Source organism: Aquimarina megaterium XH134 (assembly GCF_000520975.1).
GTDB lineage: Bacteria > Bacteroidota > Bacteroidia > Flavobacteriales > Flavobacteriaceae > Aquimarina > Aquimarina megaterium.
This window is the reverse complement of record NZ_JACB01000006.1, coordinates 120,841-141,008: the sequence shown is the minus strand read 5'-3', so window position 1 is coordinate 141,008 and position 20,168 is coordinate 120,841. Positions and strand designations below refer to the sequence as shown.

21 protein-coding genes are annotated in these 20,168 nt (G+C 32.6%); 13 read left to right on the top strand and 8 right to left on the bottom strand.

Annotation, left to right across the window (positions count from 1 at the left end; translation table 11 throughout):
- Nucleotides 1–327: 327 nt before the first annotated feature.
- Together ald and Z053_RS0107465 are read left to right on the top strand one after the other, a co-directional pair.
- Nucleotides 328–1,443, top strand: a complete 1,116-nt coding sequence (gene ald, locus Z053_RS0107470; RefSeq protein ID WP_025664421.1) for an alanine dehydrogenase — start codon at nucleotides 328–330, stop codon at nucleotides 1,441–1,443.
- A 110-nt stretch (nucleotides 1,444–1,553) separates the two neighbouring features.
- Nucleotides 1,554–2,246 carry a zinc metallopeptidase gene (locus tag Z053_RS0107465; RefSeq protein WP_025664420.1) on the top strand — a complete coding sequence of 231 codons (693 nt, stop codon included), beginning with the start codon at nucleotides 1,554–1,556 and terminating at the stop codon, nucleotides 2,244–2,246.
- A 72-nt stretch (nucleotides 2,247–2,318) separates the two neighbouring features.
- On the opposite strand, the gene Z053_RS0107460 is transcribed toward Z053_RS0107465, so the two are convergent.
- Together Z053_RS0107460 and Z053_RS0107455 are read right to left on the bottom strand one after the other, a co-directional pair.
- On the bottom strand, nucleotides 2,319–2,789 hold the full coding sequence (locus Z053_RS0107460; protein ID WP_025664419.1) for an Lrp/AsnC ligand binding domain-containing protein: 471 nt from the start codon (nucleotides 2,787–2,789) through the stop codon (nucleotides 2,319–2,321).
- Nucleotides 2,790–2,934: 145 nt separating this feature from the next.
- On the bottom strand, nucleotides 2,935–4,305 hold the full coding sequence (locus Z053_RS0107455; protein ID WP_025664418.1) for a saccharopine dehydrogenase family protein: 1,371 nt from the start codon (nucleotides 4,303–4,305) through the stop codon (nucleotides 2,935–2,937).
- Between the two features lie 137 nt (nucleotides 4,306–4,442).
- Here Z053_RS0107455 and Z053_RS0107450 point away from each other — a divergent pair, with 137 nt between their 5' ends.
- Complete coding sequence (locus Z053_RS0107450) at nucleotides 4,443–4,841, top strand: DUF423 domain-containing protein (protein ID WP_025664417.1); 399 nt, start codon at nucleotides 4,443–4,445, stop codon at nucleotides 4,839–4,841.
- Nucleotides 4,842–4,910: 69 nt separating this feature from the next.
- Complete coding sequence (pckA, locus tag Z053_RS28070; RefSeq protein ID WP_035095506.1) at nucleotides 4,911–6,467, top strand: phosphoenolpyruvate carboxykinase (ATP); 1,557 nt, start codon at nucleotides 4,911–4,913, stop codon at nucleotides 6,465–6,467.
- A gap of 76 nt (nucleotides 6,468–6,543) precedes the next feature.
- Here the strand turns inward: pckA and Z053_RS0107440 are convergent, their stop codons facing one another.
- Nucleotides 6,544–7,290 (bottom strand): uroporphyrinogen-III synthase, encoded by a 747-nt coding sequence (locus Z053_RS0107440; RefSeq protein WP_025664416.1) that lies wholly within the window; start codon nucleotides 7,288–7,290, stop codon nucleotides 6,544–6,546.
- A gap of 34 nt (nucleotides 7,291–7,324) precedes the next feature.
- On the bottom strand, nucleotides 7,325–7,978 hold the full coding sequence (locus tag Z053_RS0107435) for a DUF4271 domain-containing protein (protein WP_035095428.1): 654 nt from the start codon (nucleotides 7,976–7,978) through the stop codon (nucleotides 7,325–7,327).
- A 96-nt stretch (nucleotides 7,979–8,074) separates the two neighbouring features.
- Here Z053_RS0107435 and Z053_RS0107430 point away from each other — a divergent pair, with 96 nt between their 5' ends.
- From Z053_RS0107430 to Z053_RS0107420, 3 genes are read left to right on the top strand one after another with little or no spacing between them, the layout of a single operon-like run.
- Entirely contained in the window at nucleotides 8,075–8,806 is a 732-nt protein-coding gene (locus tag Z053_RS0107430; protein WP_025664414.1) for a polyprenol monophosphomannose synthase, read from the top strand.
- A 2-nt stretch (nucleotides 8,807–8,808) separates the two neighbouring features.
- Nucleotides 8,809–10,149 carry a dihydroorotase gene (locus Z053_RS0107425; protein WP_025664413.1) on the top strand — a complete coding sequence of 447 codons (1,341 nt, stop codon included), beginning with the start codon at nucleotides 8,809–8,811 and terminating at the stop codon, nucleotides 10,147–10,149.
- Entirely contained in the window at nucleotides 10,146–10,652 is a 507-nt protein-coding gene (locus Z053_RS0107420; protein WP_025664412.1) for a DUF4296 domain-containing protein, read from the top strand. Before Z053_RS0107425 ends, Z053_RS0107420 begins: the two co-directional genes overlap by 4 nt.
- Here Z053_RS0107420 and Z053_RS0107415 read toward each other — a convergent pair.
- Nucleotides 10,621–11,637: an NAD-dependent epimerase/dehydratase family protein gene (locus tag Z053_RS0107415; RefSeq protein WP_025664411.1), complete on the bottom strand. Its 1,017-nt coding sequence runs from the start codon at nucleotides 11,635–11,637 to the stop codon at nucleotides 10,621–10,623. The two genes, Z053_RS0107420 and Z053_RS0107415, sit on opposite strands and share 32 nt — an antisense overlap.
- Before the next feature lie 103 nt (nucleotides 11,638–11,740).
- Nucleotides 11,741–11,923, bottom strand: a complete 183-nt coding sequence (locus Z053_RS0107410; protein ID WP_025664410.1) for a hypothetical protein — start codon at nucleotides 11,921–11,923, stop codon at nucleotides 11,741–11,743.
- A 266-nt stretch (nucleotides 11,924–12,189) separates the two neighbouring features.
- Here Z053_RS0107410 and tyrS point away from each other — a divergent pair, with 266 nt between their 5' ends.
- A complete protein-coding gene (gene tyrS / locus Z053_RS0107405; RefSeq protein ID WP_025664409.1) occupies nucleotides 12,190–13,485 on the top strand; it encodes a tyrosine--tRNA ligase in 1,296 nt (431 codons plus the stop codon).
- Between the two features lie 116 nt (nucleotides 13,486–13,601).
- On the opposite strand, the gene Z053_RS0107400 is transcribed toward tyrS, so the two are convergent.
- Together Z053_RS0107400 and hpf are read right to left on the bottom strand one after the other, a co-directional pair.
- Nucleotides 13,602–14,453 (bottom strand): M12 family metallopeptidase, encoded by an 852-nt coding sequence (locus Z053_RS0107400; RefSeq protein ID WP_025664408.1) that lies wholly within the window; start codon nucleotides 14,451–14,453, stop codon nucleotides 13,602–13,604.
- A 570-nt stretch (nucleotides 14,454–15,023) separates the two neighbouring features.
- Nucleotides 15,024–15,326: a ribosome hibernation-promoting factor, HPF/YfiA family gene (hpf, locus tag Z053_RS0107395; RefSeq protein ID WP_024768211.1), complete on the bottom strand. Its 303-nt coding sequence runs from the start codon at nucleotides 15,324–15,326 to the stop codon at nucleotides 15,024–15,026.
- Between the two features lie 202 nt (nucleotides 15,327–15,528).
- On the opposite strand from hpf, the gene Z053_RS0107390 reads away from it, so the two are divergent.
- The 5 genes from Z053_RS0107390 (at nucleotide 15,529) to Z053_RS0107370 (ending at nucleotide 20,138) form a co-directional block, all read left to right on the top strand.
- On the top strand, nucleotides 15,529–15,816 hold the full coding sequence (locus tag Z053_RS0107390) for a hypothetical protein (protein WP_025664407.1): 288 nt from the start codon (nucleotides 15,529–15,531) through the stop codon (nucleotides 15,814–15,816).
- Nucleotides 15,813–16,610, top strand: coding sequence for a DUF6544 family protein (locus Z053_RS0107385; RefSeq protein WP_025664406.1), 798 nt, complete (start codon nucleotides 15,813–15,815; stop codon nucleotides 16,608–16,610). Before Z053_RS0107390 ends, Z053_RS0107385 begins: the two co-directional genes overlap by 4 nt.
- A 189-nt stretch (nucleotides 16,611–16,799) precedes the next feature.
- Nucleotides 16,800–17,702 carry a metallophosphoesterase family protein gene (locus Z053_RS0107380; protein ID WP_025664405.1) on the top strand — a complete coding sequence of 301 codons (903 nt, stop codon included), beginning with the start codon at nucleotides 16,800–16,802 and terminating at the stop codon, nucleotides 17,700–17,702.
- Between the two features lie 13 nt (nucleotides 17,703–17,715).
- Nucleotides 17,716–18,894 (top strand): helix-turn-helix domain-containing protein, encoded by a 1,179-nt coding sequence (locus tag Z053_RS0107375; protein ID WP_025664404.1) that lies wholly within the window; start codon nucleotides 17,716–17,718, stop codon nucleotides 18,892–18,894.
- Between the two features lie 116 nt (nucleotides 18,895–19,010).
- Entirely contained in the window at nucleotides 19,011–20,138 is a 1,128-nt protein-coding gene (locus tag Z053_RS0107370) for an acyltransferase family protein (protein ID WP_206539206.1), read from the top strand.
- Nucleotides 20,139–20,168: the final 30 nt, after the last annotated feature.

Sequence of the window (20,168 nt, the reverse complement as noted above, 5' to 3'; positions counted from 1 at the left end):
TTGGTTCCTTGAAATGTTTAAGGACTAAAGTGTAATTGTCAACCTCACTTTATGTGATGATTTCACTGTTATTTGATGTTAATTTATTGTTTTAATTGTTTTTTATTCAAAAAAATGAACAACAATACAAAAGCAGGAAATATTGATCTGTAAGTGATTTTTGATTTTTACTATAAAAATTTCAATAAAAATAAAATAAACTATTGAAAATCTAATTTTTTTAGGAAAAATCAATGATTCTTCAAAATTGTTAAGATTGTATTTTTTGGAGTTTTTTAATTGTGTATTTTGCGAAAAACATATATTTTCGGCACAAAAATTAAAGATATGGTAATTGGTGTTCCCAAAGAAATCAAAAATAACGAGAACAGAGTAGGCGTAACGCCTGCCGGGACTATGGAGCTTGTTAGACATGGTCATACTGTTTTCATACAGCAAAATGCTGGTCTTCAAAGTGGTTTTGAAGATGAAGAATATATCAAAGCAGGTGCTAAAATTTTGCCTACTATAGAAGAGGTATATAGTACTGCTGAAATGATTATTAAGGTCAAGGAACCTATTGAACCAGAATATAAATTGATCAAAAAGGATCAGTTAGTATTTACGTATTTTCATTTTGCCTCAGGAGAAGAATTAACGAATGCAATGATTGCAAGTGGTTCGGTTTGCGTTTCGTATGAAACAGTCGAAGATCCTGATCGTAGCTTACCACTATTAACTCCGATGAGTGAAGTAGCAGGACGTATGTCTATCCAGCAAGGAGCTAAGTTTTTAGAAAAACCATTAAAAGGAAGAGGAGTTCTTCTTGGTGGTGTTCCTGGTGTTCCACCAGCAAAAGTATTAGTACTTGGTGGAGGTGTAGTAGGGACTCAAGCTGCTAAAATGGCTGCAGGAATGGGAGCCGATGTAACGATTTTGGATATTAGTATGAAGAGATTACGTTACTTAGATGATGTAATGGCAGCAAATGTAAAGACAGAATTTTCTAATGAATATAATATTCGTAAACATATAAAAGATTCTGATTTAATTATCGGAGGAGTGTTAATACCAGGTGCCAAAGCACCAAAATTAATTACTCGCGATATGCTTAAAGAAATGAGACCAGGAACTGTGGTTGTAGATGTAGCAGTAGATCAGGGAGGTTGTTTTGAAACAACAAAACCAACAACTCACCAGGATCCGGTATATATTATTGATGATGTAGTGCACTATTCTGTTGCAAATATGCCAGGAGCAGTACCATATACGTCAACTTTGGCATTAACTAATGTCACTTTGCCATATGCAGTACAATTGGCAAATAAAGGCTGGAAAAAAGCTTGTAACGAAAATCTACCACTTAAAAAAGGACTCAATGTGATTAACGGTGATGTCGTGTATCCTGCGATATCAGAAGCGTTTAATCTTCCTTTAAAAGATGTAAATGCATATTTGAATTAAACTCGATTTATTGGCTAACTCAAGTTTATTTAATCAAAAACCTCGTTATTATGGCGAGGTTTTTGTATTTTATATTCCAAATTTAATTACAATAAAAAAAGTGAATAGTTATGATGGGGTATTATATTATTGCGGGAGTCATATTTTTGGTGAGTACCTATGTGAGCAATAAACTTAAAAGTAAATTCAAAAAGTATTCTAATATCAGCTTACAAAATGGCATGAGCGGTGCAGAAATTGCCACAAAAATGCTACAGGATAACGGAATTCGTGATGTGCAAGTAGTTTCTACGGCCGGAATGCTTACAGATCACTATAATCCATTAAATAAGACAGTAAACTTAAGTGAGGGAGTGTATAATCAACGTAATGCAGCGGCAGCGGCAGTTGCTGCTCATGAATGTGGGCATGCTGTACAACATGCCACATCGTATAGTTGGTTAACAATGAGATCGAAGATTGTACCTGCTGTAGGAATCGCAAGTAAACTCTCTAATTTTGTGATTATGGGAGGGCTTGTTCTCTCAGCATCAGGAATGATCTTTGGAAATACCATTTTTCTAATTGGGATAATACTATTTGGAGTAACCACATTATTCGCATTTATTACACTTCCTGTAGAATACGATGCTAGTAATAGAGCATTAGCGTGGTTAGAAAATAATAATATGCTTACTACACAAGAACATGCAGGCGCTAAAGATGCATTAAAATGGGCTGCACGTACTTATGTAGTTGCTGCTTTAGGTTCTTTGGCAACCTTGCTGTATTTTATTTCTATCTTTATGGGTAGAAGGGATTAAAAGAGTTTTGATTATATTTTTTGGGATATTTAGATTAGGATGTATAGCTGAGTATATTTCTTATTATGCTTGCTATATCTTAATCTGTCGATCAATTTGCTGATCTAATGATATAAAAGTCTCTGTACGGGATACACCTTCAATAGCTTGAATATTTTTATTTAATACAATCATTAAATGTTCATTATCTCTACATAATATTTTAATAAAAATAGACCAATTTCCTGTAGTGTAATGACATTCGATTACTTCTGGGATGTCTCGTAATTGTTTTACAGCTTTTGGGTTACTTACGGCTTTGTCTAGATACACACCTACAAAAGCCATTGTTTTATATCCTAGTACTTTGGGATCGATAATAAACTTTGATCCGGCAATAAGCCCCGAAGCTTCTAACTTACGAAGTCTTTGATGGATTGCAGCTCCTGATATTCCTACTTTTCTGGCGATTTCAAGAATTGGTCTTCGGGCATCTTCCATGAGATTACGTAAAATCTCTTTATCGATACCATCAATTTTTAAGGTATGGTTTTGACCTTTCATAAGTCGTGAAATTACAATTATTAACTAAAAATACAATTAATGGTTTGTAATTGAAATATAAAAATAGAAATTATTAAAAAATTAAACCAATTAGCTATTCAATAGATTTTAAATTGAATTAAAAAGCACTAATTTTTTAATTTATCTATCCTTTTACGCCATCTGGGTTATAGCCAAGATAATCGCATTCTCTTTCCTTAAATACAATACCGTACTCTTCAAGTTCTTTGAGAATAGGAGTGTATACCTCTTCTTGAATAGGAATCTGTACTCCCGGGGTAGTGATTTGCTTGTTCAGAATTCGTAATGTAGCCATTGCGACTGGCAAACCTACAGTTCTTGCCATTGCTGTGTATGTTTGATCTTTGCCAATGCTTACCATAGTAGCATCTACCTGTTTGTGTTTGCCATTAATCTCATAACCAAACTTATGGTACATCACGATCATATCCTTATCTCCTTCATCCAACGTCCATTTGTCCATCAATATTTTCTGAAGAATCTGTGCTGGAGTAGCATTAGGGATACCTACTTTTTTATCTTGGTTAAAAAGATCAAGTTCCAGAAGTTTATCCCACATAATATCATCTTGATCAATCTTAAGGTAGTGACGAAGTTTCAATTCTACCGAATCTGAAGGAGAATAGGCAAGAAAACTATTTGTGAAATCACGATAACTCATGTCTTTCGAATTTGCAAGGGTATAATCATCTGCAGTCATTCCTAGCTGTACAAAAGTATTCCATGCTCTAGAAAACCCTACTCTTCTTATGGTTCCTCTATATAGAGTTAAGATGTCATCTAATCCATAAATGCTTTGGTATTTTAAAGAATTTCGATTTGCATAGGCTTCAAAACGACCATAATCTTCGACTTCTAAAAACTCAGTTCTTCTAAATAATTTATGATAAGGGATATATTTATATGTTCCTTCCTGTAGAAACTCTGCGGCACCACCTTGTCCGGCAATAACCACATTACGAGGATTCCAGGTAAATTTATAATTCCATAAGTTGGTGTCACTCTCGGGAGCAACCAGGCCACCTGTAAAAGACTCGAATAAAATTATTTTACCGCCTTGATTTCTAATCCTGTCAATGACCTGCATTGCACTCATATGATCAATACCAGGATCTACACCAATCTCATTCATAAAGATGAGTCCTTTTTCACGAACTTTTGCATCGAGTTCCTGCATTTCTGGGCTAACATATGATGCAGTAACCATGCATTTACCATACTTTAAGCAATCTTTGGCTACTTCGATATGAAACCGTGCAGGAAGCATTGATACTATAATATCTGCATTTTGAATAGCTTTTTCTCGTGAATCCTGATCAAAAACATCCAAAAGTACTGCTTCTGTATTGGGATGATCGCTGGCTAGCTTTTTTGCATTTTCAATAGAAATATCACCAATAGTGATATATAAATTTTCTGAACTAGATTTATCCTGAAAATATTTAATGAGAACTGCAGTAGATTTACCTGCACCAATAACTAAGATCTTTCGCATACCTTCTGATATTTTGATAACTTTGATACGAATGTAATAAATACCGCAAAGATTAGGTTCTCTATAACTGCGTATTAATTATATTTTTGAAGAATTTTTGTCTAAAGTTTAAAATTTAATACTTGTTATAGTCAATTATGAATAAATTATCAGCAAACAAAACAATTTTGATTACCGGTGCGGTGATGGCATTACTTGCGGTATTATTAGGAGCCTTTGGAGCTCATGGATTAGAGAAATTGGTAGATCCAGAAAGTATTAATTCTTTTACTACCGGAGTGCGATATCAAATGTATCATGCTATCGTTTGTATTATTTTGGGGAATATGTCTGTTTTACAAGAGGTTACCAGAAAGCGTATTTTTTACTTTTTTATGGGGGGAATAACCCTTTTTTCTGGGTCAATATACCTTTTGGTGATCGATGAAGTTTTAGGGATTTCTCTGTCAAGCATTGGTTTTATTACTCCTTTGGGAGGCCTCCTGCTGATACTTGGATGGGTTTTTTTCGTAATTTCATTGGTAAAGATTAAGTGATTTTTTTGTCGGTTGGTGTAATTATTATTTATAATTTTGCACGTACATAACAAACACAACATATTATATATGGAACCACTGTATCCAACTACGAAAACGTTTTCGTTAAAGAATTACGGTATTGAAAATGCTACAATGCGCTACCAATTACCTTCTGAAAATCTTCAAGAAGAAGTAGTGCGAAAAGGTCAAGGGAAAATAACCAAATCAGGTGCATTAACAATTAATACAGGCGAATTTACTGGACGATCCCCTATGGATCGTTTTATTGTTAAAGATCATATCACACAAGATAAAGTCTGGTGGGGGGATATTAATATTCCTTTTGATCAAGATGCATTTGATGCATTGTATGATAAAGTAACGAATTACCTTTCAGGAAAAGAAGTATTTGTGCGTGATAGCTATGCATGCGCCGACCCAGAATATAAATTAAATATTCGGGTACTTAATGAATATCCATGGTCTAATATGTTTGCATATAACATGTTTTTAAGGCCAGAAAAAAAAGAATTAGAGTCTTTTGATCCCGATTGGTTGATCGTTAATGCGCCCGGATTTATGGCAGATCCAAAAGTAGATGGTACACGACAGCATAATTTTGCGATCCTTAATTTTTCTAAAAAAATAGCTTTAATAGGAGGAACAGGATATACAGGTGAGATCAAGAAAGGGATCTTCTCTGCTTTAAATTTTATTCTCCCTGTAGAACGTAATTGTTTACCTATGCATTGCTCTGCTAATGAAGGAGAAGATGGTAAAACTGCTCTGTTTTTTGGATTATCAGGAACTGGTAAAACTACTTTGTCTACAGATCCTAAGAGAAAATTAATAGGAGATGATGAACATGCCTGGACAGAAGAAGATACAGTATTTAATTTTGAAGGAGGATGCTATGCTAAAGTAATAGACCTTTCTTCAGAAAAAGAACCAGAAATTTATAATGCTATTAAAAAAGGAGCATTATTAGAAAATATAATTATAGATGATAGCGGAGTTGTAGATTATACAAACTCTAGTATTACTCAAAATACAAGAGTAAGCTATCCGATTGATCATATAGAAAATATCAAGGTGCCTAGCAGAGGTAAAACGGTAACCAATATCTTTTTCCTTACTGCAGATGCTTTTGGGGTATTACCTCCTATCTCTAAGTTAACCAAAGAGCAAGCTTCTTATCATTTTATTAGTGGATATACAGCTAAGGTCGCAGGAACCGAAGCAGGAGTTAATGAGCCGTTACCAAGTTTTTCTGCTTGTTTTGGAGCACCTTTTATGCCGCTACATCCTAAAGAATATGGAGATATGTTAATGGATAAGATCGAAAAAACAGGAGCTAATGTCTGGTTGGTAAATACGGGATGGACCGGTGGAGCATACGGTACAGGGAGCCGAATGAAATTAAAATATACCCGGGCAATGATCAATGCAGCTTTAGAAGGTAAACTTAATGATGTAACCTATGTTACTGATAAACATTTTGATCTTAGTATGCCAGAAAGCTGTCCTGATGTACCTTCAGATATTCTGAATCCAAGAAATACATGGGCAGATAAAGAAGCTTATGATGCTAAAGCTGAAGAACTAGTAAATTCTTTCAAAAAGAATTTTAAACAATTTGAATAAGATTTTTCACTGCAATACTAAAAAAGGGATCGATATTCGATCCCTTTTTTTATACATTGAAAATAAATAAAACTATCTATTTCTTATTTACTTCTTTAATATATTTTTGAAGCGCCATTGTCATTGATGGTGTCTCTGGAGTCGGTGCCTGAATGTTAACAATTAGGTTGTGCTCTTCGGCTGCTTTAACTGTTGAGTTTCCAAACACAGCAATTCTGGTGTCGTTTTGTTTGAAATCAGGAAAATTCTCAAATAAAGATTGTATTCCAGATGGACTAAAAAAGACCAAAATATCATAAAATACATCTCTTAAGTCAGAAAGGTCACTTACCACAGTTCTGTAAAAAACAGCTTGCTTCCATTCTACTTTTAGACTATCCAATGTTTCAGGAATTAGTGGCTTTAACTTATCTGAAGAAGGTAATAAAAACTTCTCGTTTTTATATTTCTTGATCAAAGGAGATAGTTCCTGAAACGTACGCTTTCCAACATATATCTTTCTTTTTCGATATACAACATACTTCTGTAAATAATATGCTACAGCTTCACTTTGACAAAAATACTTAAGTGTGTCAGGTACTTTATAACGCATTTCGTCTGCTATTCTAAAGAAATGATCAACAGAGTTACGGCTAGTAAGGATAATAGCAGTATATAATGATAAATCTACTTTTTGTAACCTTACTTCTTTTGAGTCAACTCCCTCTACATGAATGAAGGGGATAAAGTCAATTTTTACTTTTTCCTTTTCTTCTAAATCAAAATAAGGTGAATTTTCCACTTTAGGTTCCGGCTGTGAAACCAAAATTGTCTTCACTTTCATATATTTTCTTTCTTTTTTGTAAAGATCCTACTAATTAACTAATAAGCTTATACAGTATAAAATAGGGTGCGATTTCAAGTGCGCAAAGATACAAAATAAAATAAAATAAGTGGTTCAAAATAATATTTTCGTTTTTCTTATAAAAAGAAACAAGCATGATTGTATTGAGAATAATTAGTAAAATTAGGAGTATTATGAATACAATTTTAGAGGGTTGTAAAGCATAAATAAATATAATATTAATAGGTAACAATATGACTCCCATAAAATTACGATATGACACTTTGTAGAATAAATATTCATCAATAATAGAATCAATAGAAAAAATAGTTGCAACTATTTTTTCTATAAGTAATTTACAAATAACGATAACGGTATATATGATTGCAATCTTAAAATACAATGTAATTTGATTGGGTACCACTTGCCACTCGAATACACCAAAGCATAAATATAGAAACAAGGATGCCGAAACAACCTGAAACAATAGTAAGATCGCATTAAATAAAGAAGAAAGCTTATTTAACTTTTGATAGGATATAATATATTTACTGTTACTAAAAAGCATCATGAAATCAGTAAAGCGAAGCATATTCACTCCTTTGGCTGTAGCTAGTAGCATCAGGCATACTGTGATTATTATAGTAAGCCAATTTGTTGATGTTATTTCTCGTAAAATAAATTCCATATTCTGTTCTTGGACCAAAATTACGATCAATTAACTCATAAAAACAAGAAAATAACTAGTAATTATTTAGTTATATTTGCCTGAAAAATAGCCTAGATGGTGGATGCCTTAGTTATAATCCCTACCTATAATGAAATTGAAAATGTGGAGCGTATCATTAAAAATGTGCTTTCGCTTCAGCGTGATTTCCATATTCTTATTGTAGATGATAATTCTCAAGATGGAACTGCAGATAAGATAAAGGAGTTACAGTTAGAACACCCAGAATCTCTTTTCTTAATAGAACGAGCAGGGAAATTAGGTTTAGGTACAGCATATATTACTGGTTTCGAATGGGCGCTAGAACGATCTTACGAGTATATTTTTGAAATGGATGCAGATTTCTCTCATAATCCTAATGATCTTATACGGTTGTATAATGCTTGTGCCAAAGGATCTTCTCAGGTTGCTATTGGGTCTAGATATGTGACCGGGGTAAATGTAGTGAACTGGCCAATGAGTAGGGTTTTATTATCCTGGGGAGCTTCAAAATATGTTCGATTTATAACAGGAATGGATATTCATGACACAACCGCAGGATTTGTCTGTTATAAAAGAGAGGTATTAGAAAAAATAAACCTTAAAAAAATTCGATTTGTGGGATATGCCTTTCAAATAGAGATGAAGTTTAAGGCGTATTTATTAAAATTTAAAATAAAAGAAATCCCTGTAATCTTTACCGATAGAACCAGGGGAACATCAAAAATGAGCAAAGGAATCATTTCTGAAGCTGTTTTTGGTGTTATAAAAATGAAATTTAACAGCTTATTTAATCGCTACGAAATATGATTATGGATAATGTGCTTATTAAAAATGCTAACATCGTGAATGAAGGGCAGATTTTTAATGGAGATGTATATATAGAAAATGGTATTTTTAAAGAAATTGCACCGCAGATAAGTGCAAAATCACCAGATGTGCACATTTTTGATGCCGAAGGTAAATACTTATTACCTGGGGTTATTGATGATCAGGTGCATTTTAGAGAACCTGGATTAACACATAAAGCAACTATAGAAACTGAGTCTAGGGCTGCTATAGCCGGTGGTATTACTTCTTTTATAGAAATGCCTAATACTGTACCGCAAACGACAACAATAGAAAAACTCGAAGAAAAGTTTGAAATCGCTGCAAAAACAAGCTACGCGAATTATTCTTTTATGTTTGGAGGTACAAACGATAACTTAGAAGAAATTCTAAAAGTAGATCCTAAAAAAGTGGCAGCTCTTAAACTGTTTCTGGGATCATCTACAGGGAATATGCTGGTCGATAATCCAGAAGTATTAGAAAAAATATTCTCATCTACAGACTTGTTAATCGCGGTGCATTGTGAAGATGAAGAAACGATTAAGAATAATACTGCAAAATATAAGGCAGAGTATGGTGATGATATTCCTGTAAAATTTCATCCTATTATAAGGAGTGAAGAAGCATGTTATTTATCTTCATCACAAGCAATAGCACTGGCTAAAAAAACGGGAGCGCGATTACATGTTTTTCATCTTTCGACAGCAAAGGAATTAGAATTGTTTACCAATAAAATTCCGCTTAAGGAAAAGAAAATAACAGCCGAAGTTTGTATTCACCACTTGTGGTTTTCTGATACAGATTATGAAGAAAAAGGGACATTGATTAAATGGAATCCTGCTGTAAAAACAGCAAAAGACAGAGATGCTCTGTTTAAAGCATTGCTAAAGGATAAAATAGATGTAATTGCTACAGATCATGCTCCACATACTAAAGAGGAAAAAGATAATGTGTATACCAAAGCACCATCTGGAGGTCCATTGGTGCAGCATGCACTTCCTGCTATGTTAGAATTTTACCACCAGGATAAAATAAGCTTAGAAAAGATCGTTGAAAAAATGTGTCATAATCCGGCGATATTGTTTCAGATCGAGAAAAGAGGTTTTATAAAAGAAGGGTATTATGCAGATGCTGTATTGGTCGATATAAATGCTCCCTGGACAGTAAATAAAGATAATATTTCATATAAATGTGGATGGTCGCCTTTTGAAGGAACAACCTTTAGATCAAGGATTACGCATACTTTTGTTAATGGAAGTTTGGTATATAAGAACTTTAAATTCTATGATGTGCGACACGCACAACGACTAACTTTTGACAGATGATTAGAAATATAATATATACTGTAGCTTTTCTGACTATTATTTCTTGTCAGAGTATAGATAAAAGTCCTAAACCAGAATCATTTATAGAAGAAGACCGTATGGTCGAAATTCTAACTGATATTGCTTTTGTAAGAGCAGCAAAAAGCTCTAACAGAAAAATCTTTGAGGAAAAAAGTATTAATCCTGAAGATTTTATTCTGAAAAAACATGGTGTAGATAGTGTTATTTTTGCCAAGAATAATGCCTGGTATTCTGGTCAGATAGAAAAATATGAAGCGATTTTTATTCGTGTAAAGGCTAATCTGGATAAAGAAACAGCAAAATACGAGAAGCTGAAAAAGGAAGAAGATTCTATTAAAAAAATTGAAGATTCTATTGCAAAAAGTAAGGATACAGTTAATCTTAAAGATTTGCCTGTTATTACAGAAGATGTAATCGAAGGCAAGATAGAAGAAGCTAAGAAAAAAAGGACTAATACCCCTCCTCCTTCAAAAAAACAGTAGCAGTTTCTTTTATGCTTATTTCAATCGGAGTAAAACTGTAAATAAGCTCTTTTTTTATTTTGTCGTTTTCATAGTATTTTGTAGAAAATGCACTTCGTATAGATGATCTAAATATGGATCTGTTTGTTCTAAACAAAATATGACTAACGCGTTGCGCATAATAGGCAATTTTCATCAAAAAGGGAGAAATTCTCTTTTTAGGTAATGGTTTGTGCAGTGCCTGGGCAATCATGCCAAAAGCACTTTTGTAACTTAAATTCTCACCAACCAGAATATACCGTTGATTGCTATAGGGACCTGTAGTAAGTTTATACATAATATCGATAACATCTCCTATAGCTACATAACCGGTGGTTCCGGTAGTATAATATTTCATTCCTTTATAAATTCTTTTAAAGAGATATCCACTACCATTATCAAAAAAACCTGGACCGATAATGATACCAGGGTTTACAATTACTGCGGTAAGCCCTTCATGTATTCCTCTCCAGACTTCCATTTCTGCACCATATTTGGTAATTGAATACACAGAGTTAGGAGTTTCGGGATTCCATTCTGCTTTTTCATCAATATGAGAACTGGATAAATTTTCTCCAAGTGTTGCAATTGAACTTACATAGCAGAGCTTAGTTACCTTTTTGAGTAAACAAAGGTTTACAATATTTGCAGTACCATGGATATTGGCTTTTCTTAATTTTTTATAGTGAGATGGATTAAAGCTAATTTTGGCAGCGCAATGATATACGTGAGTAATTCCTTCAAAAGCTTGAGTTAGAACAGGAATATTGTTAATATCAGTATTTACCCATTCTATAGTGTCGAACAAATGTTTTTCCTCACTTGTGAAATAAGAGGAGAACACTTTTCTGGCATGTTCTTTTTTGGCCTCGGTTCTGTATAAGGCACGCACTTGTTGTTTTTCCTGAATGAGTCTAATCAGTAGATGTGTTCCTACTAAACCTGTTGCTCCTGTAACTAATATCATAGTATATTATTCTACGATACTAAAGTAAACAAATAATGCACATTTTTTGGTTAAATAATAAAGACCCCAATATTTAAAAAATTTATTGAGGTCTTTTATATTCTTAATCGCAGTAATCAGTACATCTACATGTTGCAAGATCAGGTTCTTCTGTAGTGGTTGGTGTTTGATTATCACTTTTTCCTAGAGTTGGTGCTCCTCCATAAATAGTATGTAGACCATTTAATTTTGTGATTTCTAATTTTTTAAGATTCAATTTTTTTGAATTACTTGCTTGTTTTTTCATGATATAAATTGATTTTTAATTAATAGAAATGAAAATTATTATTATTTGTAGACTGCATTCCCCCTGTTTTCAGTGAAAAGTCAGAAACGTGTAATTAAATTATAGCCAAGAATTTTTTAAGAGAAAAGAGGAAGGAATATTTTAGTGTAAAAGATGTTTTACAATTGGTGAAGATGATAAATCAATACCATCCAATTTCTATCATATTCATAGCTGGATATTATCCATATTTTTATCTTTGTCGCTCTTAATTGAATTATAGTACAATGACTACAAATTTTATAGAAGAATTACGTTGGAGAGGAATGTTGCACGATGCCATGCCTGGTACCGAAGAATACCTAATGGAGCAAATGAGATCTGCCTATGTAGGGTTTGATCCTACAGCAGATTCATTGCATATCGGTAACCTGGTTCCTATCATGTTGCTGGCACATTACCAGAGAGCAGGGCATAAGCCTTTTGCATTGGTTGGTGGTGCTACAGGTATGATCGGTGATCCTTCGGGGAAATCGGCAGAGCGTAATCTACTGGATGAAAAAACGCTTCGCCATAACCAGGAGGCTATAAAATCACAACTCAGCAGATTTTTGGATTTTGAAAGTAATGTTCCCAATGCAGCTGTATTGGTCAATAACTACGATTGGATGAAAGAGTTCTCATTTCTAGAGTTTATTAGAGATGTAGGTAAGCATATAACAGTAAATTATATGATGGCCAAGGATTCTGTTAAGAATCGAATTTCGTCAGAATCTTCAGAAGGGATGTCATTTACAGAATTTACATACCAACTGGTGCAAGGATATGACTTTTTACATTTGTATAGAGCACATACATGTACTTTGCAAATGGGAGGAAGTGATCAGTGGGGTAATATTACTACAGGAACCGAACTGATCAGAAGAATAGCTGGCGGAAAAGGATATGCCTTAACCTGCCCGTTAATTACGAAGTCTGACGGGTCTAAATTTGGTAAGTCTGAAGGCGGAAATGTATGGTTGGATGCAAAGCGAACATCACCATATAAATTTTACCAATACTGGTTAAATACCAGTGATGAAGATGCCGAAAAATACATTAAGATTTTTACGTTTTTAACCGAAGAGGAAATAAAAACCTTGGTGGCTGCTCATAAAGAAGCTCCGCATCAGCGAATTTTACAAAAGAAACTAGCCGATGAGGTTACTGTTATTGTGCATTCCCAGGAAGATCTTGATAACGCTATTAAAGCATCTGCAATTCTCTTCGGAAAATCTACATCTGAAGATCTAAAAGGTTTGGATGAAGCTACTTTTTTAGATGTTTTTGATGGAGTGCCACAAGCCGAGATTGCAAAAGATATGATCGCTAATGGTATTGATATGATTGGTGCCCTGGCAGAACACACAGGATTTCTTAAATCGAATGGCGAAGCCAGAAGAGCACTGAAAGAAAATTCTATCTCGGTAAATAAAGAAAAGGTTAGCGATAGTTATTCGATATCTAATAATGACTTGATCAACGATCAGTTTGTTTTATTACAACGTGGTAAGAAAAACTATTTTGTGATCAGGGTGGTATAAAATGTGAGTAGAATCTATTTAAGGATACTACATCAAATTGGTTTAAAAATAGAATATTAAAAAAAGGAGAGGAATATTTAATATTCTCCTCCTTTTCTAATTAATGATTATTCTTTTTACTTATAGTATCGTTTTATAACACTTAGGTCTCTACTACTTAATGCTCTACGTTGTACATTAAAAGTACTTCCGTTTTTTCTTACGATTGTAGGCTTTCCGTTTTTACTAAAAAAATAAGAACCATACATCATGATAGATCCAATATCAAACGTTGAGGTTCTCACTGAAGAAGAAGATCTTTTATTAAAATTAGAAGCTTTACCACTTTGGATATTGTTAAAATTAACAGTAACATAGTTATCACGCTTAGGGTGTTGTTGCTCATGATACATACCAATTGCATGTCCAATTTCATGAATAGTGTTTCCAGTAGAACAACCAGAAGCTAAGGTGATATTTTGTCTACCCCCCGTTCTTCCAACAGAAGAAGAACATCCTGATCCTGATCTAAAACGAATATAAGCTCTTTGGTTTGTTCTTTTTACGAATCGTATTTTGGTTTTACTTTCCCAGTGATTAATCGCGCTAGTTACACGACCTTTGTTTGGTAGATTACTATCAACAGTATAAGGAATGTAGTAATAGCTTCCTGATTTAGGCCAATGCCTATTTCTTCGGATCACTCCTTTTTCTAAAATGTTAGTTTCTTCTACCTGTTCGGGAGATAATATCATATCACCAAGGATAAGATTATTATCTACTTCGTTAAATTCTGTTTCCTCACCAAAAAACATTTTGGTAACTTTTTTTTCATTTCCTGTTAATGGATAAACTTCTGCAGAAGCTTCTGATTTAGAAGATTCCTGATTAATTTCTGTAGTTACAGATTCATCTTCTGTTTGGCAATTGGTAAATAGTAATACAGATAATGTAAGAACCGACAGGCTTAACAATTTACTAGTTTTCATAATGTAAAATTTAAGTTGAATTTGTGTTTATATTGTAGAAATTAACGATCAATAGACACTTGATATTGTATTTGAATCGATTTGAAAATTTATTTTTTTGTCTGTAAATCAAGTGTTTAGCATAATAGAATTATGGTTGTCTTGTAATGAAGAATTGAATTGTATTAAAAAACAGACACTTACCTATTTTTGTTATAATCGAAAAAGTTTTATTTGTTTTTCGATAAATTTTAAAGATAAGTACATATAAAACAAAAACAGGTAAGTATGCACCTACCTGTTTTCTTCAAAGAAATTAATTTCATTAATTGGTATACTAGTTCCTAATGTTCAATTTAATTTATTGCTAAATATAATTTACGGACTATTTGCCTAGAAATAGAGTTAATTTCTTTGCTCTGGCTTTGTTACATTTCTATAACAAAACCCATTTCTTTTAACTAAAAATTTAAAGAAATCATTTGTTAACCATTAGCTAAAGTAGCTCTATTAGTATTCATAAAATATGATAAATATCAGTTTTTGAACTTTAGGCTGTTAAATTTTGATCCCATTTCAGAAATGTAGCGCCTAGATGTATGGCTTCATTTCTTGTTTTCGTTTTTTGAGTTGTCTTTCCAGATCACTAAGCGTTTCTTTAAAAGCAAATTCAAAATTTTTCTCATTAGATGTAGCATATAGTTTTGGTCCTGGTAAACTTAACTCTACATCACAGATTTTACCTTTTCCTTTTGGGTCATTTTCTTTTTTAAAAAACACATCCGATTTAATTATCCAGTCATATTTTTTGAATAATTTATTTAGTTTTTCATGTACATAACCTTCCATAGTTTCACTAGTTGGCATTTGCACAAATTGAATATTGATTTGCATTTTTTTATATTTTATGGTTCTTAATTGTTAGATCTATACTACTCTGTATTAGTATAAAATTCACATAGTTTCTGAGCTTCATTAGAGCTAGTATTTTGATCTAATCTCTATGCTAAAATAAAGACTAGCATCTTTTTTAAATATGACAAATATCATTCCGAAAATCAGTCTTTTCGACGAAATTCGATAAAAATATGTATATATGTCTAAACATGTATTATGGATGTTTTTTACTACTGTTCTTATATCTTGTGCAGATAAAGAAGAAGAAATTAAATCGGCAACTCTTAAAATGACTAATGACTCTATAAATTATTGCCGTCAGAAAAATCTGTGGAGTCAACAGATAGGTTCTAAAATAGAGTATAATGCTAAAAAACTTGCTTATCAACTTTCTACAAATTCTTTGATTCTATTAAAAAATAAGTACGATAGAACCCGAGAAGACCTTAAGACCTGGTTACAACTAGCAAAAAACAATTATAAATGATTTTGATTATAATTGGAAGTATACTAATACTGTTAACTGTGATATCTATAGTGGGGATAGTATCGTTTAATGCTTCTATAGAAAAAGAAAAAGTACTATTATTCGATAAAAATAGAGAAATAGATGCAAAAATTACTCTGAAAGACTTGGATGATTTTCCTGATCTAATGAAAAATTACCTTAGCAAAGTCAAAATTGTAGAAAAATCAAAATACTGCAATGCTATTTTCACCCAAAAAGGACAGATCAGAACGAATCCAGAAAAAAAATGGTTACTATTTTTTGCTACGCAATACATGTCTTCTAACAACTTTGGGTTTATATGGAAAGCAAAAGCATTACCTATGCTAATCAGAGATAAATATACTAATGGTAAAGGTGAAGTAAAAGTGAGTGTATTGGGATTGAAAAATATAGTTCTGTTTTCGGGTCAAAAAGTAGATCAAAGTTCATTGGGGCGGTATTTGGGAGAACTTATCTGGTTTCCGATAGGTTTTCTAAACCCTGATATTTCCTGGGAGGCGATAGATTATAGAACGATAAAGGCTACTGTCGTAAAGGAGAATCATACTCTTGAAGGCTTTTTTATATTTAACCAAAATGGGATGATCGATCATTTTAAAACCAAAAGATATCGAGATACAGAATTGGAAGATTTTATTGGAGAATTAGGAGAATATGAAGATTATAATGGATTGTTGATTCCGAATACGATGACTGCAATCTGGGATCTTAAAAAAGGGAAACAGAAGTATTTTAAAGCTACTATTCTTGATTACAAATTAATGAACTAACGGCACATGTCGAAACAAACTATCTAGAATTGGATCAACTTATAGAAAAATAGTTTATAGTTCTATTAAGCTCTCATAAAGATAACAACGAGAATCAAATACAAACAGATATTAAAATACTATATGTTTTTTAGGTAGTCGAGCACAAATAAAATATATAGTATTGTATATTTACTAAAAACGTAGTGTATGTCTTCTCAATCCCGTTTGGATCGTGCTTATAAAAATGCCAAAGTAATTCCGTTTGATGATACGTCTAAGTTCATCTTTTTTAGTGATTGTCATCGGGGAGATAATAGTTTTGCAGATGAGTTTGCTAATAATCGCAATATTTATTTCCATGCTTTGAAACATTATTATACCGAAGGATTTACCTATTGTGAATTAGGTGATGGAGATGAACTGTGGGAGAATTTAAGTTTCGAAACCATATTTAGAGCACATAAAGATATATACGAGTTATTACAATTATTTCACGCAGACTATAGATTAAATTTGATTTGGGGTAATCATGATATGGTATATCGGGATCCAAAATATGTTAAAAAGCATCTTAGTTCTTATTTTGATCAAAAAACAGATACGGATAAAGAAGTTCCTTTGTTTCCTGATATAAAATATAATGAAGCTATTGTGTTGAAACATAAGAATACAGGGCAGGAAGTTTTCCTGATTCATGGTCACCAGGCAGATTTTATGAATTATATAGGCTGGAGAATAAATAGATTTCTTGTGCGAGTTTTATGGAAACCACTTCAGGTAGTAGGAATTGCAGACCCAACCAGTCCTGCAAAAAACTACAAAGAAACGATACGAATAGAACGTAGAATCAAAAAATGGATTGCTAATAACAAGAATTTGTTAACGATTATAGGTCATACTCATCGACCTCGATTTCCGGAAGCAGGAGAACTAGCACTGTTTAATGATGGGAGTTGTGTTCATCCCAGATCTATTACAGGAATAGAAATCGAAAATGGGAGTATCACCTTGATGAAGTGGCAAATTTCGACAACAGAAGACGGGACATTAAAAATCATTAGAGTCCCTTTAGAAGGGCCTCAAAAACTTACTGAGTTTATTACAGAATAGATGATCTTATTTGATGCAAAGTATTCAATACATAATTGATAAAATCCCGATACGCCATAATCCGGTATCATATTTTATGTTTTTAGGTGTGTTTTTAGGAATACTACTAAGTTTGGTAATTCTTTTTAGAACCTCAAAAAATACTGCCTTTAGAATATATGGGTGGTCTTTATTGCTGCAATCTATTATTGCAATTGATGTTTTTTTATGCTATACAGGGCTGTTAAAATATGTACCCCATGTAAATGATAGTACCGAGCCACTGGTATTGCTTTTGGGACCATCAATATATTTGTTTATTTATGCACTTCTCGAACGAGATTCAATTACTTTTAAGAAGTATTGGATTCATGTTTTGCCATCTGCAGTATATTTTTTGTCTCAGATAACATATTATATGCAGCCTGTTTCTGTAAAGGTTAATGCATATTTAGGAGCATATTTTTCAGAAATGCAAAGAGTCCCTGTTCCGGATGATATCAATTATTCTTACCTATGGATAAAAGATGAATTTAGATGGCTCGTTTTATCCAGTTTTATCATTTATATCATACTATCTATACGGCTTATAGTAAGGCATTTTTATGCTAGTAAAACTAAAAATGCAAATAGTATAAAAGTTAATAAATATGATTTTTCTAGAAATACGATTATTGGATTTTTGGCAACATTTATCCTTGTGTTTTTAGTATTTCTAAATTTTGAAGATGATGCAGGGGATCATTATATTTTTATCTTTCTTACCTCACTTATTTTAATTACAACTTTTGTGCTACTTTCAGAATCGAGATTCTTTGAAAACTCGTGGATAGCAGACAAGTATGAGACTTCAAAAATTAAGAATGATCAAAACTCTATAAAAGAAATAAAATCGTATATCAAAGACGAAGGATATTATTTGTTGCCTACAGCTTCATTAAAAGATTTGGCAAAAAGCTTAGGGGCCAATTCTAATTATATTTCTCAAATTATAAATGCAAATACGAATCTGAATTTTAATGATTTTATAAATCAATATCGAATTGAAGAATCGAAAAAAAGGTTATTAGATAAAAATTATGATCATCTCACCATTGAAGCTATTGGTAATTCTGTTGGTTTTAAATCAAAGGCCACATTCTATAACGCTTTTAAAAAACATGTAGAAATGTCTCCAAAAGCATTTGTGAAATTTCAAAAATCTGTTTCTTAAGATTAAACACCAGTAAAAAGTGTCTAAAATTATAATTCTAGACGCAATACTCTTTTTTTAATACCTGGTTATAAGCAAAATACTTCACTTTTGGCAAAACAAATTTTATAAGTATTATGGAGAAACAAATTCGTCGATATGATCTCGACTGGTTACGAGTTATTGTATTTGGATTATTGATTTTTTATCATGTAGGAATGTTTTTTGTGCCTTGGGGCTTTCATATTAAAAACAACATAATTTATGATTGGCTTCGCTGGCCTATGCTTTTTTTAAATCAGTGGCGTTTGCCTATTTTATTTGTGATATCGGGTATGGGGACTTATTATGCGCTTTCTTCTCGAAATTTATGGCAATTCAATCTAGAACGTATTAAAAGACTGGCAATTCCATTACTCTTTGGGATGTTATTTATTGTCCCTCCACAGGTATATTTTGAACGTATGGCAAACCATCAGTTTTCTGGTTCGCTAGTAGAATATTTTACTACCATAGCATATGCTGGAATATATCCAGAAGGAAATTTTAGTTGGCACCACCTCTGGTTTTTACCTTATCTTTTGATATTTTCATTAGTGCTTTCACCAGTATTTATCTGGATCAAAAAAAATCCGACCAAACTAATTATTTGGGTTAGGAAAAATGTGCAAAAAAAATATGGATTATATCTTTTTATTATTCCATTATATTTAACGGAAGCATTTTTAGAACCTTTTTTTCCTGTCACTCACGCCTTGATCGATGATTGGTTCAATTTTATAAATAGCTTCATTTTATTTTTCTTTGGATTTGTTCTCATTGCATCTGGAAAAGAATTCTGGAATAGTATAGATCGAATAAAATCTAAAGCACTAACCATAGGGGTTATTACATTTAGTACACAAATATGGATATGGTTACAATTAGAGGATAGTACATTCGTACATTTCTCTGAAGCATTGGTTAAAGTAATTAATTTATGGTCCTGGATTTTGGTACTATTTGGGTATGGAGCAAAATTCTTAAATAGGAAGAGTAAAAAATTAGCATACTGTAACCGTGCAGTGTATCCTTTTTATATTCTACATCAAACGATTATGATTGCGATAGGGTATTATGTCATGAATCTGGATTGGGGATTTTTACCTAAGTTCTCAGTATTAATTTTTGGTACATTTTTAGGCAGTTGGATGATCTATCATTTAATCATTTTAAGAATACCTGTTTTACACCCGTTTTTTGGACTAAAAAAACCCTATGTTTAAGGAGTTTACTCCTTAAACATAGGGTTTTTG

Coding starts and splice junctions, on each gene's coding strand:
- ald (WP_025664421.1), top strand. CDS start 328: ATGGTAATTGGTGTTCCCAAAGAAATCAAAAATAACGAGAACAGAGTA.
- Z053_RS0107465 (WP_025664420.1), top strand. CDS start 1,554: ATGATGGGGTATTATATTATTGCGGGAGTCATATTTTTGGTGAGTACC.
- Z053_RS0107460 (WP_025664419.1), bottom strand. CDS start 2,789: ATGAAAGGTCAAAACCATACCTTAAAAATTGATGGTATCGATAAAGAG.
- Z053_RS0107455 (WP_025664418.1), bottom strand. CDS start 4,305: ATGCGAAAGATCTTAGTTATTGGTGCAGGTAAATCTACTGCAGTTCTC.
- Z053_RS0107450 (WP_025664417.1), top strand. CDS start 4,443: ATGAATAAATTATCAGCAAACAAAACAATTTTGATTACCGGTGCGGTG.
- pckA (WP_035095506.1), top strand. CDS start 4,911: ATGGAACCACTGTATCCAACTACGAAAACGTTTTCGTTAAAGAATTAC.
- Z053_RS0107440 (WP_025664416.1), bottom strand. CDS start 7,290: ATGAAAGTGAAGACAATTTTGGTTTCACAGCCGGAACCTAAAGTGGAA.
- Z053_RS0107435 (WP_035095428.1), bottom strand. CDS start 7,978: ATGGAATTTATTTTACGAGAAATAACATCAACAAATTGGCTTACTATA.
- Z053_RS0107430 (WP_025664414.1), top strand. CDS start 8,075: ATGGTGGATGCCTTAGTTATAATCCCTACCTATAATGAAATTGAAAAT.
- Z053_RS0107425 (WP_025664413.1), top strand. CDS start 8,809: ATGGATAATGTGCTTATTAAAAATGCTAACATCGTGAATGAAGGGCAG.
- Z053_RS0107420 (WP_025664412.1), top strand. CDS start 10,146: ATGATTAGAAATATAATATATACTGTAGCTTTTCTGACTATTATTTCT.
- Z053_RS0107415 (WP_025664411.1), bottom strand. CDS start 11,637: ATGATATTAGTTACAGGAGCAACAGGTTTAGTAGGAACACATCTACTG.
- Z053_RS0107410 (WP_025664410.1), bottom strand. CDS start 11,923: ATGAAAAAACAAGCAAGTAATTCAAAAAAATTGAATCTTAAAAAATTA.
- tyrS (WP_025664409.1), top strand. CDS start 12,190: ATGACTACAAATTTTATAGAAGAATTACGTTGGAGAGGAATGTTGCAC.
- Z053_RS0107400 (WP_025664408.1), bottom strand. CDS start 14,453: ATGAAAACTAGTAAATTGTTAAGCCTGTCGGTTCTTACATTATCTGTA.
- hpf (WP_024768211.1), bottom strand. CDS start 15,326: ATGCAAATCAATATTCAATTTGTGCAAATGCCAACTAGTGAAACTATG.
- Z053_RS0107390 (WP_025664407.1), top strand. CDS start 15,529: ATGTCTAAACATGTATTATGGATGTTTTTTACTACTGTTCTTATATCT.
- Z053_RS0107385 (WP_025664406.1), top strand. CDS start 15,813: ATGATTTTGATTATAATTGGAAGTATACTAATACTGTTAACTGTGATA.
- Z053_RS0107380 (WP_025664405.1), top strand. CDS start 16,800: ATGTCTTCTCAATCCCGTTTGGATCGTGCTTATAAAAATGCCAAAGTA.
- Z053_RS0107375 (WP_025664404.1), top strand. CDS start 17,716: ATGCAAAGTATTCAATACATAATTGATAAAATCCCGATACGCCATAAT.
- Z053_RS0107370 (WP_206539206.1), top strand. CDS start 19,011: ATGGAGAAACAAATTCGTCGATATGATCTCGACTGGTTACGAGTTATT.